The following is a 12,851-nucleotide window of genomic DNA, read 5'->3' on the forward strand; positions in this document are numbered from 1 at the left end:
GGGGTCCCCTCCTCGCCCGACAACGACAGTTGCCGTGGGGTTACAGTTGGCCGCCTGCCCATCCCGAAGAGGCGGCGCAAGGGGAGGGGCGGTCATGTCGGACAGCACGGTCAGCGGGGGACCCGCGGACAGCGGCGGTGCCGCGCCCCCGGCAGGGGGGCCGGGCGGCGCACGGGCGCCACGGGCACGCGGTGTGGGCCGCTGGACGACCCGGCAGTGGCTCGTCGCCGGCGTCTCCGCCGCCCTCGCCGTCCTCCTCGGACTGCTCTCGCTCGGCGTGTGGAGTCTGTCACGCACCTCGGACATCACCACCCGGCTGACGGACGTGCACTCGCCCGCGCTGATCGAGGCGAAGCGCCTGGAGACGGCGCTCCTCAACCAGGAGACCGGCGTCCGCGGCTACGGCATCGCGGGCCAGGAGGAGTTCCTCACCCCCTGGGCGCAGGGCCTCGCCGACGAGGAGGCCGCCACCCGGCGCCTGCACACCCTGGTCCGCGGCGACTCGCGGGCGCTGGCCGACCTCGCCGCCGTCGAGTCCGCGGCCGGTGCCTGGCAGCAGCGCTTCGCCCGCCCCGTCGCCGAGTCCCCGGTGCCCGAGACGGCTTCGGCGAACTCCGCCGAGGGCAAACGGCTCTTCGACACCGTGCGCGACGCGGGCGACACCCTCCAGGAGCACCTCCAGGACGTCCGCGCCGACGCGCGCGACGCCCTCGACCGGGCGGCCCTGCTGCGCAACACGGTCCTCGGGGCCATCGCCGTCCTCGTCGTCCTGCTCGCCCTCCTCGCCTTCGAGGGCGTGCGGCGGGGCATCACCGAACCGCTCGCCCGGCTGAGCGCCCAGTCGCGGACGGTCGCCGGAGGCCGCTTCGACCAGCCGGTCGACACCGCGGGGCCCGCCGACCTGCGGGCGCTGGGCGCCGACGTGGAGGCGATGCGCCGCAGGCTCGTCGAAGAGCTCCACGCCGCCGAGGCCGCCCGCCGCCTGCTGGACGAGCAGACCGCGGACCTCCAGCGCTCCAACGCCGAACTGGAGCAGTTCGCCTACGTCGCCTCGCACGACCTCCAGGAGCCGCTGCGCAAGGTGTCGAGCTTCACCCAGCTCCTCCAGCGGCGCTACGGAGGACAGCTCGACGACCGGGCCGACCAGTACATCGGCTTCGCCGTCGACGGCGCGAACCGCATGCAGACCCTCATCAACGACCTGCTCGACTTCTCGCGCGTCGGCCGGGTCCACAACCAGCAGAACACCGTCGACCTCGACGCCGTCGCCGCCTCGGTCCTCGAATCGCTGAGCGTCGTCGTCGAGGAGACCGGCGCCGAGATCACCCGGGACCCCCTCCCCACCGTCGTCGGCGACCGCACCCAGCTCGGCATGCTGCTCCAGAACCTCGTCTCCAACGCGATCAAGTTCCGCAGCCCCGACACCCCGCCCCGCATCCGCATCGAGGCCGAACGCGACGGCGAGTGGTGGCGGCTGGCCGTCAGCGACAACGGCATCGGCATCGACCCGGACTTCGCCGACAAGATCTTCGTCATCTTCCAGCGCCTGCACACCAAGGACGCCTACCCGGGCAACGGCATCGGACTGGCCATGTGCAAGAAGGTGGTCGAGTTCCACGGGGGCGCCATCGCCCTCGACCCGGGCCACCGCCCCGGCAGCCGCTTCACCTTCACCCTCCCCGTGCACAGCCCGGCCGCGCCCGGCGCCACCGGGGAAGAGACCCCGTGAGCGCGCCCGCTGCCGAGCAGCACTACGACATCCTCCTCGTCGAGGACGACGCCGGTGACGCCCTCCTCGTGGAGGAACTCCTCGTCGACACCGGACTGTCGCACACCCTCGTCTGGCACAAGACCCTCGCGGCGGCCCGCACCGCGCTCGCCGAACGGCCCGCGTCCTGCGTCCTGCTGGACCTCCATCTGCCCGACGGCTCGGGTGTCGGCCTGGTCGGCGCCGTCCAGGAGGCGTCCGCGGACACGGCCGTCGTCGTCCTCACCGGTCTCTCCGAGACCCACGCCGGTGTCGAGGCGCTCGCCTTCGGAGCACAGGACTACCTGGTCAAGGGCAAGGTCGACCCCGAACTGCTCCAGCGGGTCGTCCGCTACGCCGTCCAGCGAAAGCAGGCGGAACGCGCCAAGGCCGCCCTCCAGGCCGGTGAACTGCGCGCCCAGGAGAACGCCCGCCTGGAACGCGGACTGCTGCCGCCCCTCATGCTCGGCGCCACGACCGCCACCGCCACCACCCGCTACTTCCCCGGCCGCGAGAGAGCCCTGCTCGGCGGCGACTTCCTCGACGTCGTCGAGACCGGCGACCACCTGGTGCACGCGGTCGTCGGGGACGTCAGCGGCCACGGCCCCGACGCGGCCGCACTCGGCGTCTGCCTGCGCATCGCCTGGCGGGCCCTGGTCCTCGGCGGGCATCGCGGCACCGGGCTGCTGCGGCTGCTGGAGCAGATGCTGATCGCCGAACGCGGCCGCAACGACATGTTCACCACCTGCACCCTGCTCACCCTCGACCTGCGCGCCCGCACGGTCACCCTGCACCTGGCGGGTCACCACGAGCCCCTGCTGACCGGCGACGGGACCACGACCGAACTCGCCGCGGAGCACGGCATCGCCCTCGGCATCGCCCCCGGCGTCGAGCACTGGCCGCCCACCACCGTGCCGCTGCCCCCGCGGGGCGCGCTCACCGTCTACACCGACGGTCTCGTCGAGGGCCACACCGACACCGACGGCACCCGGCTCGGCGCCGACGGGCTGCTGCGCCTGCTGAACGCCGCGCCCGCCGCCGACCCCGACAGCCTGCTCGACCGGCTCATCGCGGACGTGCGCAGGCTCAACGCGGACCGTCACACCGACGACCTCGCGATCCTCCGCCTCGACTGGGACACCGCCCTCGTCCCGGCCCAGCCGGAGTCCCGGGCGTCGCAGCAGACCGCCCCCGGCACGGGCTGACCGGCCGGGGCCGCCGGCGGAGCGGGCCCGGCCGCCGTCATGCCGCGAGACCTCGTTGCACGGTCCCCGTCGGGCGGGGGGGTGCCTCTATGTCTTTCGTCAAGGCATCTCTGTCGGGTTTCGGGTGGTTCGGGCTTGGGGGCTATGCGGCGAGCTCGACGTCCGTCGGTGTCCGGGATTCGTAGAAAGTGCCGTCGCGGAGCATGGCGAACAGGACGCTGATGCGTTGGCGGGCGAGGCGGAGGAGGGCCTGGGTGTGGGTCTTGCCGCGGGCGCGTTGCTTGTCGTAGTAGGCGCGGGAGGCCGGGTCGGCGTTCATGCAGGCGAAGGCGGACAGGAACATCGCCCGTTTGAGCTGGCGGTTTCCGCCTCGGGGTGCGTGTTCGCCGTGGATCGAGGTCCCGGACTGCTTCGTGGTGGGGGCGAGGCCGGCGTAGGAGGCGAGGTGGGCGGCGGTGGGGAAGCTGGTGCCGTCGCCGACGGTGACCAGCAGGACGGCGGCGGTCCTGACGCCGACGCCGGGCATCGACGTCAGGACCGGGGAAAGAGGGTGAGCGTCCAGCAAGGCGTTGATCTGGGCTTCCATCGCCCGGCGCTGGGTGTGGACAGCGGCGAGCGAGGCGGCCAGGGAGGGGATGACGATGTCGAGGGTGCCGGTCCCGGGAACGACGACGGTCTGCTCGTCGAGCGCGTTGAAGACATCGTCGATCAGCCGGGTGGCCATGCGCGGGGCCTTGGGGCGGATCAGGTCCACGAGTCTGCGGCGGCCTGCCTTGCGCAGGGCGGCCGGGGATCCGTGGCGCTCCAGCAGCCAGGTGACGGCCTGGTGGTCCAGGCGAGGGCCCAGGACGCGTTCCAGGCTGGGGTGGAACTGGGTGAGCAGGCCGCGTATTCGGTTGGAGGTGCGGGTGGCCTCGGCGGCGAGGTCCTGGTCGAAGCCGACGAGCACGGTGAGCTCGGCGGTGATCTCGTCGGTCAGTTCCAGCGAGCGCAGGGTGTGCGGCATGGTGCGGGCCGCGTCCGCGATGACGGCGGCGTCCTTGGCGTCGGTCTTGGCCTCGCCGGGGTAGAGGTCGGCGATCCGGCGCATCGCGAGTCCGGGCAGGTAGGCGACCTGGCAGCCGGCGTCGCGGGCGACGGTCAGCGGCAGGGCGCCGATGGAGGCGGGCTGGTCCACGACCACCAGGACGGTGCCGAACTTCTCGTTCAGCTTGTCGAGCACGGCCCGCAGCTTCGGCTCGCTGTTGGGCAGCGGTTTATCGAAGACCTTCTTCCCACCCGGGGTGAGCCCATGACCGTGGTGGGCACTCTTGCCGACGTCCAGGCCCAGGAACACGCCCACGTCTTCGATCTCGAACATCGTGCCCCTTCCCAGGGGGTGTTGGCGGTGCAGGCCTCGGCTCGGGTGTCGTGCTCGCGCATCCACGTTATGCAGACCTGCCGCCCGCGAACTGTCCGGCATTGCGCCGGACCGGACGGCGGCCGGACCTCTGATCAGCGTCTCCGACGAACACCCCCGGACCCGGTGACACCACCCCCCAGGTCATGCCTTCGACAGGGGGCAACAGTCATGCCGGACCCGAAGGCCAGCGGCCCCATTGCGGAGCCGCAGAAAACATAACGGGGGGGTCCGGATCCGTGCGCGCTCGGAGATCTCCGACACCGTCGACCTGACCCCGGGCAGCCATCTTCGAACCCGGCACCGGGACTCTCCGGCGGAGTACGCCGAGCTGCGCAGGGAACTCGAGGAGCAGCAGCAGAGTCTGCGGGTGCGCTTCGGGCCGGAGGCCGCCGCGGCACCCGCGGCGGCCTCCGGCCGGGCCCGCCCCGCAGCACGGAGTGCGAGGCGGTGGCGCACGGTCAGCCGGTGGTGCAGGGCGCGTCGTCGAGCGCGAAGGCGGTGGGGTCGGCCGCCCCGCCGCCCGAGGTGCCGTTGAAGCCGAAGGACACCGAGCCGCCCGGCGCGATGGTGCCGTTCCACGAGGCCGGGTGGGCGGTGACCTCCCGCCCGGTCTGGACGATCCGGCTGCCCCAGTGGTGGGTGACCCGCTGGTCGTCGGCGAACGACCAGGTCAGCTTCCACGGACTGATCGCCTCGGTGCCCGTGTTGGTGACCGTCACACGGCTGGTGAAGCCCCCGTTCCAGCGGTCGGAGGCGTAGTCGACCTCGCAGGTGGCCGGGTCGGGATCGGTGGTGCCGGAGCCGCCGAGATCGTCCACGTAGGAGGCCACCCAGGCGAGCGGGGCGTTCCAGTTGACGGTCACCTCGTTGGTGGCCCAGGAGCCGATGTCGTCGATGTAGCACATCGCCGGAGCGCAGCCCTGGAGCTTGTCCTGGGCGACCGGGTCCTGGATGTCGGCGTTGGGGCCGCCCGCGACCGAACCGGGCGCCGGGTTGGGCAGGCTCGGGTCGAGCTGGTGGGCCCAGTGCCGGTGGTGCTGGTTGCGTGAGTCGCGCTCGCCGTGACCGGTGACGTACGACTGGTTGAGCGGGTTGCGGCCCAGCAGGTAGTCCAGGCCGCCCAGCAGGGCGTCCCGGTACTCCGTGTCCCCGGTCAGGTCGTGGGCGACCCCGAGCACCACCATGTTGTTGAGCACTCCGCTGTTGGAACCCCACACGTAGCGGCCGTCCTCCGGGGCGTAGGGCACGCCGTAGGCGGCGGCCCGCGCGTCCGCCGCGTAGCGGTCGGCGCCGGTGGTCACCATGGAGCGCACCGCGGCCAGTTCGGCGGTCGTCAGGCCGTTGTCCACGGTGGCCAGCGACAGCGCACCGAGCCCCGCGGTGCCGCCCCACCAGATGCCGCCGCGCGGGAAGACCTCGTCCGCGTCCCCGTGCAGCGGGGAGTCCAGCAGGTGCGTGCGGTATGCGTCCTGGCCGGTGGTGACGAAGAGTTCGGCCGCGGCCCAGTAGAACTCGTCGCGCACGTCGGCGTCGTCGTAGGCGCCGCCGCCGACGTTGTCGCCGGCGTCGGCGTAGACCTCCGGGTGGGACAGGGCGGCCTGCCAGGCGCGGGTGGCCGAGGTCAGGCAGCGGTCGGCGAAGGCCGCGTCGTACGGCCGGAACAGGCGGGCGCACTGGGCGCCGGTCGCGGCCAGGTTGAGGGTGGCCGCGGTGGACGGCGGGTGGAGCTCCCGCTTCTCCGGGTCCTGGTGCGGCAGCAGCGGCAGCCCCGTCCACTCCGCGTCGTGGATCTTGTGGTGTGCCATGCCCGCCAGTTCCTCACCGGCGGGGACCTGCATCTTCATCAGGAAGTCGAGCTGCCAGGCGGCTTCGTCCAAGATGTCCGGGGTGCCGTTGCCCCGCTCGGGCACCCGCAGCCGCCCGTCGCCCAGCGGTGCGCCGTCGGCGTTCTCGGCGGTCAGGGTGCGCTCGTATGCGGCCATCACCTGGGCGGCCGAGATACCGCCGTTGACGACGTACTTGCCGTGGTCCCCGGCGTCGTACCAGCCGCCGCGCACGTCAAGCCGGTAGTCGCAGACACCGGGCTGGCACGGCACGTCGGCGTCGCCCTGGTTGGGGGCCGCGTCGAGGTGTCCGGCGGGCCGGGCGTACTCCTCGCCGACCAGATCGGCGTCGATCTCGATGCCGCTGCGGTTGTGGTAGAAGTACGCCAGCGCGTCCGTGCGCAGCTTTGCGTACAGGTCGTCGCCGATGGCGAACGGCTCGCTCGTCTCGCCGGCGATGGTGACGGTGTAGTCCTGGCCGGCCTCGGTGAACTCGCCGAAGTCGAAGGTGTGGACGTGCTGGCGCGAGGTCGGGTCCTGGCCGAACACGCTGGTGGTGCCGGTGGCCACCGCGGTGCCGGCGGGGGTGTTCAGGGTCCAGGTCAGGGGCTCCGCGGCCTCGGTGACGAACGTGCCGCTCTTGGGCCCTTCGGTCAGGTAGCCCACCTGGTTGACCCGGACCGGTGAGCCGGTGTCCGGCTCGTAGGGCGGGGCCGCGGTGCCGCCCGTGAGGGAGACGTCGTCCAGGCAGAGGGTGAACGCCTGCTCGTGGCCGCCGGTCTGGAAGCCGAGCTGGGCGGCGTCGTTGTCGGCCTTCGCGGTGAAGGTGTGGGTGAAGGTCTGCGGTTCGGTGGTGATCAGGTCGGTCGAGAGGTGCTCGGCGGTGTAGGGCTCCACGGCCATCTGCACGGCGGTGCGGATCGCGACGGGGACGGTGGCGTGCGCGGTGAAGCTCAGCACGTAGCCCTCGCCGGCCAGCAGGTCGATCCCGTCCTGCCCGATGATGGCGTCCCACGGGTTCGCGGTGCCTGCGGGAATGTCGGAGCACAGCCGGCCGTCGGTGACGGCGGCCGGGCTGTTCGCCGTCCACCACCAGGGGGCGGTGCCGGCGGAGAAGTCGCCGTTGACGATCTGTTCGACGCCGTCGGCGGCGGCACGGGTGTCCGGGACCTCGGCGCTTTCGGCCGGGGCCGTGACGAGGCCGGCGATCAGGACGCCCAGGGCCGCGGTGCCCACGAGACGGCTTCTGCGACGACGGGCAGGCTGGGGTGAGCGGGGCCGATGGCTCACGTCTGAGTCCTCACGTGGTTACGGACAGGTATGGGAGCGCTCCCATGTTCGGAGCCTGTCGCACTGTGGACGCCTGGAGGGGGCATGTCAACCCTGCTCGTCAAGGTCTCCCGTTGATCCGCGTGCCGTTCGGGGGGACACGGCGTCGGCCGTGCGGACTCCCGTGATGACGCCTCAGGCGGGGCGGAGCTATGCGCGGCGCGGCGGGGCGCCGTCGGGTCGGCCGGGGCGCCGTCGGGTCGGCCGGGGCGAGACGGTGCAAGGTGGCCCCGACCGAGGAATTGGCCGACGGGGACCCTGTCCGCCACGCATGACCGCCCCCTTGAATCATCGGGTCACCGACCCGAAGGGAAGATCATGCAGAGACGTTTCCGTCGACTCGTCGCGACGGCGGCCGCGGTCGTCGCCGCCGCCGTGACGGCGCCGACCGCCGTCGCGGCGCCGCAGGCGGTCGGACCGCTGGCCCGGCCCGCCTTCAAGCTGCCGTTCGACTGCAACCAGACCTGGCGGGGCAGCAACTGGAACGGACACAGCCCGGCGCACTCGATCGACTGGAACCACTACGACGCCAACGGCACCCCGGACGACTTCAAGCGCCGGGTGTTCGCGAGCGCCGGCGGCACGGTCCTCTCCTCGTACTACTCCACCACCAACGGCTACGGGCACACCATCGTGATCGGGCACGGCGACGGCTGGCAGACCCGGTACGCCCACCTCTACGACCGGGAGGTGGCGGCGGGCGACAAGGTGTCCGTCGGCCAGCTGATAGGCCGGGTGGGCGCGTCCTCCGCCACCTCCGAGTTCTCCCCGCACCTGCACTACGAGCAGATCCACAACGGCTCGGTGGTCGTCGCCACCCTCCAGGGCCTCAGCTACCCCGACTTCACCGTGCGGTACCAGAAGAGCACCAACCGGTGCTGAACCGGGTTCGCGGGCTCCGCCGCCCCGCGCGCCGCCCGGTGAGCCACCGGTAGAGGTCGCGGGGCCGACGCGGCAGCCGTCGCCCGCAGCCGTCGCCCGCAGCCGTCGGCGGGAGCTGTCGGCGGCGCCACCGCCCGGCGGACGGGCCCGCCGGGCGGTGGCGACCGACGCGGCGCCGGAATCCGATGTGCCGTCCGCCGTCCGCCGTCCGCCGTCCGCCGTCCGCCGTCCGCCGACCGGCGCGATCCGGTGGACGGCAGCGGCATGCACCGAGAGGTGCGTACGATCCCTTTCGGTCAGGTCCAGACCGGTGGAGGCCCTGATCCGATGCGTCGTCAGACGTCGCTCCGGACCGTCAGCACGGCTCGGACCGTCTTGCCGCCCGGCGGGCAGGGGACGCACTCCCAGCGGTCGGCGAGCGCCGCGACGAGGGTCATGCCGAGCCCGCCGGGGGTGAGGGGGCCGGAAGTGGGGCCGGCCGGTGTGAGGACGCGGGGGAACCGGTCCCCGCGGGCGTCGGTGACCTCGACCAGCAGACGGCCGGCCCGTGGGTCCCAGGCGAGCGACAGGCGGAAGCAGCGGCCGGGCACGAGGCCGTGGAGGACGGCGTTGGCGGAGAGTTCCGCGACGACGAGTTCGGCACGCTCCGTGAGGTCCAGCGGGGCGCTCCAGGCGCGCAGTTGAGTCACGGCGAGGAGCCGGGCGAGCCGGGCGCCCCGGCGGGTGGGCGACAGCAGCTGGGTGAAGGCGGCTTCCCGGGCGTGCGCCGGGGCGTTCACGGGGAGGGCGGGGTGGTTCATGGGACCAGCGTGGCGGCCGGAAACAGGTGCGTGAAAGCATCCGGCTCCGTACGGGGAGTCAGCGTACGGGGACGGAGAGTGGACGGTACGGTCGCCGGTCCGTCACGCTGCGTGGTGAGCACGCGCGGCGCGAGGGTCGCCGGGGTGCGGAACGGAGAGGGGCGGCGGATGCGCGACGTCGACGGGGGAGCGACCGCGGGCGTGAGGGCGCGGGCGGCCGGGACCGGCGAGCCGGGCGACGGGGAGCGTGAGCCCTCGCCGTCCGACAGTCTGCGCACGTTCGGCGCCGTCGTCCAGGCCCTGCGGGAGCACGCGGGCCTCAGCCGGGGAGACTTGAGCGCCCGCGTGCAGTACTCCCGGCACACCGTCGAATCCGTGGAGCTGGGCCGCCGCATGCCCGACGAGGCGTTCGTCGAGCGCGCCGAGGAGGCACTCGGCAACACCGGCGCGCTGCGCAGGGCGTCACGCCACCTCAGCCGGGGCGAGGCGGGCCTCGCCGCCTGGTTCCGCCGGTGGGCCCGGCTGGAACGGGAGGCGGTGAGCCTGTGCACGTACGAATGCCGCCTGGTGCCGGGGCTGTTGCAGTCGGAGGCGTACGCGCGGGCGGTGTTCGACAACAGCATCCCCTTGCTCTCCGACGAGGGGGTGGAGGCCCAGCTCGTCGCGCGGCTCGACCGCCAGAAGCTGCTGCGTGAGCGGACCGACGTTCCCTTCAGCTTCATCGTCGAGGAGCATGTGTTCCGGCGGCGGCTCGGCGGCACGGAGGTCATGCGAGGGCTGTACGAGCATGTGCTGGCGCTGACCGCACCCCGCCATGTGACGCTCCAGATCATGCCGGTCGACATCGAGTTCCATGCCTGTCTGGATGGTCCGGTGCGACTGCTGGAAAGCCCGAGGAGCCAGCGCCTCGGCTACTCGGAGGGACAGCAGAACGGGCGGCTGATCTCCGACCCGAAAGAGGTGAGTCTCCTCCACCAGCGCTATGACACACTGCGCTCGCAGGCCCTGAACCCCAAGGAATCGCGGGTCCTGCTGGAGCGACTGCGAGGAGAGCTATGAGCAGCGGAACGACGGAACTCGCCTGGTTCACGTCCAGCTACAGCGGTACCCAGGGGGATGACTGTGTGGAGGTCGCGGTTGCCGAGCAGGGTGTGCTTGTGCGGGATTCCAAGGATGTGAGTCGTCCGGCGTTCGCCGTGGGGCGGGCGTCCTGGGGGCCGTTCGTGAGGTTCGCCGCGGAGCGCTGAGCCGCCTCGCGCTCGGGGGCCCTGGTGATGACGGACGCGCTCCGGTCCCTTGCGGGGCCGGAGCGCGTCGCGTGGTGCCGGGGCGGGTCAGGAGCGGGTGGCGCTCGACCGGCCGAAGAACTCGATCTCCGCGATGGCGACCTGCTTGTCGGCGGAGGCCGCGTGGGACGACTCGACGGTGAAGCGGACCTTGGTGACCTCGCCGACCCGGAACGGGCGCCGCTGGCCGCCCGCGCCCTGGTCGAGGGTGAGCTTGCGGGTGGTCGTCGTCCCGTCCCTGCCGGTGATCGTCGCCGTGACGCGGTGCGGCAGCGCGGATTCGCCGATCTTGTCGGCCCGTGCGGAGACGCCGGGTGTGATGATCAGGTCCAGCAGCCGGGTCGGCTCGGTGAACGTCGCCTCGATCCACTCGCCCTGCCCGGACTGCGAGACGCCCGGACCCCACCATGTGTCGCTGCGCTTGTCGAAGGCGAGCACCGGCTTGTGGCCGGGGTACGAGCGCGATGCGGTGATCAGGTCCGGGGCCACGGGGGCGCGCTTGGCGAAGTGGTCCCGGGACGCCTGGACGCCGTCGGGGATGTAGACGAACCCGAGGACCACCAAGGTGATCACGACGGCGAGGGTGATCCAGGTGCCGATGCGGTCGAACACCCGGCGCAGCCGGGGGCGGTCGCCGGCCCATGGCGTCTCGCGGTGACGGCCGCCGAAGACGCGGCGCCACCACGGGGCCCGCAGCGGTGCGGTGTCGGGCGATTCGGCGAGCGGCATGGCGCAGCGCGCGCAGTAGTGGCGGTCGGTGCGGTTCGGGGTCGAGCACCACGGGCAGGGCGGTCCGCCGATGACGCCCGGCACGTGCCCGGGGGCGCGTACGGCGGGCCGGTCGGCGTCGGGCCGCCCCGGCAGGACGGGGGCGGCCGTGGGCACCGGGGCGGGTTCCGGGGCCTCCGGGTCCGCCACGGGCACCAGGAGGGACCGGGCCCGGTCGGACATCGTGTCGCCGGGGGCGGCGTGCGGCCCCTGGGCTCCCGGCAGGGGCGCGGTGTCGTCGTCGGCTTCGGACGGTGCGTCGGGAGTCCCGCCGCCGCGGTGCGGTGTGTCGCCCTGCCGGGGGCCGACCTGCCAGGAGGTGGCGTCGGCCCGTCGGGGCTCGCCCGTCCAGCCGCTGACGTCGTCCCGCCGGTCGGTGTCGCCGTCCTGCCCGGGGCCGTTGCTCCGGGCGGTGTCGTCCGGACGGGGGCCGGCGTGCCAGGAGGAGGCGGCGCCGGCCTGCCGGGCGTCGCCGGGGTGTGCGGTGCCGGCTCCCCGGTGGGCGTCGTCGGAGCGTGCGGTGTCGTCCTGACGGGTGGTGGCCGCGGCGTGCGGCGGGGTGCCGGCGCCGTCCAGGGTGCCCGCGTCCCCCCGCGGCGGTTCGGCCGTCACGGGGCCGGCGCCGTGCGGGGCGGGACCCGTGCCGGGGCTGCCCGCAGCGGGGCTGTCCGGAACGGCCGACCCGGCGCCTCCGGACGGGGCCGGACGCGGCGCGGCCCCGGCCAGGCCGGCGGCGCGGGCGGCGCGTGCCGCGCGGGCGGCCCGCGCCGAGTCCATCAGCCCGGCGGGCGCACCGGCCGGCACGGCCGGACGGTCGGTGCCGTCGTCCGGGCGGCCGGTTCCGGCTCCCTGCGGCTGCTGCTCCGGGCGCGCCTGGGACGGGGGCTCCGCCTGCGGCTCCGGCGCGGAAGCCGGGCCCGGGGCAGGGCCCGGGGCCGGCGCGGGGGCGGTCGGCGCGGGGTGTGCGGGCCGCCGGCCCGACTGGTCCCAGCGGAGTACGGCGCCGCACGCGTCGCAGAAGGACTGGCCCGGTTCCGCGCGCGTTCCGCACTCGGCGCAGTTCTGCGTGGTCATCTCTCCGGGGTCCTTTCGGCTGCGGTCACTTCGACCGAGTAGGGCATGTGGGCGGGGCGGGCCGCGGCGACGAGGCGGTCGAGGCGGTGGGTGTCGGCCGGGGTCGGCTCGGGCAGGCGGACGGTGACGTGCAGACGCGGACGCGGCTCGCCCGGGAACGGGCCCAGCGGGCGGGCGTTCCAGTCGGCGCCGCCGCTCTCGCTGATGACGGGCTCGACCCCGAACGCCAGCCGCACCGCCTCCGCGAGACCGTGGCGGGTCCCGCGCACCCGGTGCAGTCCCGCGGCGGCCGCGACGGCCGCCCGCAGCCGGGCCTCCGGCTCCGTCCCGTCGGTCTCCGCGCCGACCCAGGTGCCCAGCCAGCCGGTGAAGTCGGCCGGGGCCAGGGCCGGGTCGAAGTAGGCGTCCAGGCAGTCCAGCACGTTCAGCAGCGGGGCGATGACGTCGTCGAGCCCGCCGACGAAGCGCTGGGCGAGGTCGTCGTCGGCGAAGACGGCCGGGAGCATCGTGCCCAGCGGGAGCGAGGAGCCGAGGC

General features: G+C 73.7%; 10 protein-coding genes. 5 read left to right on the plus strand and 5 right to left on the minus strand.

Features of this window, described 5'->3' with window-relative positions; genetic code table 11:
- Positions 1-94 precede the first annotated feature (94 nt).
- Entirely contained in the window at positions 95-1,729 is a 1,635-nt protein-coding gene (locus IAG43_RS28970) for a sensor histidine kinase (RefSeq protein ID WP_246574606.1), read from the plus strand.
- On the plus strand, positions 1,726-2,952 hold the full coding sequence (locus IAG43_RS28975; protein WP_246574607.1) for a PP2C family protein-serine/threonine phosphatase: 1,227 nt from the start codon (positions 1,726-1,728) through the stop codon (positions 2,950-2,952). The genes IAG43_RS28970 and IAG43_RS28975 overlap by 4 nt, the downstream gene beginning before the upstream one ends.
- Positions 2,953-3,094: 142 nt before the next feature.
- Here the strand turns inward: IAG43_RS28975 and IAG43_RS28980 are convergent, their stop codons facing one another.
- Entirely contained in the window at positions 3,095-4,312 is a 1,218-nt protein-coding gene (locus IAG43_RS28980; protein WP_187739771.1) for an IS110 family RNA-guided transposase, read from the minus strand.
- Between the two features lie 500 nt (positions 4,313-4,812).
- Positions 4,813-7,413: a glycoside hydrolase family 9 protein gene (locus IAG43_RS28985; RefSeq protein WP_425508625.1), complete on the minus strand. Its 2,601-nt coding sequence runs from the start codon at positions 7,411-7,413 to the stop codon at positions 4,813-4,815.
- 411 nt (positions 7,414-7,824) lie between these two features.
- On the opposite strand from IAG43_RS28985, the gene IAG43_RS28990 reads away from it, so the two are divergent.
- Positions 7,825-8,388 carry a M23 family metallopeptidase gene (locus IAG43_RS28990; RefSeq protein WP_187743621.1) on the plus strand — a complete coding sequence of 188 codons (564 nt, stop codon included), beginning with the start codon at positions 7,825-7,827 and terminating at the stop codon, positions 8,386-8,388.
- A 335-nt stretch (positions 8,389-8,723) separates the two neighbouring features.
- Here the strand turns inward: IAG43_RS28990 and IAG43_RS28995 are convergent, their stop codons facing one another.
- Positions 8,724-9,188: an ATP-binding protein gene (locus IAG43_RS28995; protein ID WP_187743622.1), complete on the minus strand. Its 465-nt coding sequence runs from the start codon at positions 9,186-9,188 to the stop codon at positions 8,724-8,726.
- Between the two features lie 168 nt (positions 9,189-9,356).
- On the opposite strand from IAG43_RS28995, the gene IAG43_RS29000 reads away from it, so the two are divergent.
- Positions 9,357-10,247, plus strand: a complete 891-nt coding sequence (locus IAG43_RS29000) for a helix-turn-helix domain-containing protein (protein WP_187743623.1) — start codon at positions 9,357-9,359, stop codon at positions 10,245-10,247.
- Positions 10,244-10,435, plus strand: coding sequence for a DUF397 domain-containing protein (locus IAG43_RS29005; protein WP_187743624.1), 192 nt, complete (start codon positions 10,244-10,246; stop codon positions 10,433-10,435). The genes IAG43_RS29000 and IAG43_RS29005 overlap by 4 nt, the downstream gene beginning before the upstream one ends.
- Before the next feature lie 87 nt (positions 10,436-10,522).
- Here the strand turns inward: IAG43_RS29005 and IAG43_RS34695 are convergent, their stop codons facing one another.
- On the minus strand, positions 10,523-12,316 hold the full coding sequence (locus IAG43_RS34695; protein ID WP_246574608.1) for an NADase-type glycan-binding domain-containing protein: 1,794 nt from the start codon (positions 12,314-12,316) through the stop codon (positions 10,523-10,525).
- The gene (locus IAG43_RS29020) at positions 12,313-12,822 is read right to left on the minus strand and encodes a phage tail protein (RefSeq protein ID WP_187744696.1); all 510 of its coding nucleotides are present in this window, start codon (positions 12,820-12,822) and stop codon (positions 12,313-12,315) included. Before IAG43_RS29020 ends, IAG43_RS34695 begins: the two co-directional genes overlap by 4 nt.
- Positions 12,823-12,851: the final 29 nt, after the last annotated feature.

Origin of the sequence: Streptomyces genisteinicus (genome assembly GCF_014489615.1) — a bacterium.
In the GTDB taxonomy this organism is placed as follows: Bacteria; Actinomycetota; Actinomycetes; order Streptomycetales; family Streptomycetaceae; genus Streptomyces; species Streptomyces genisteinicus.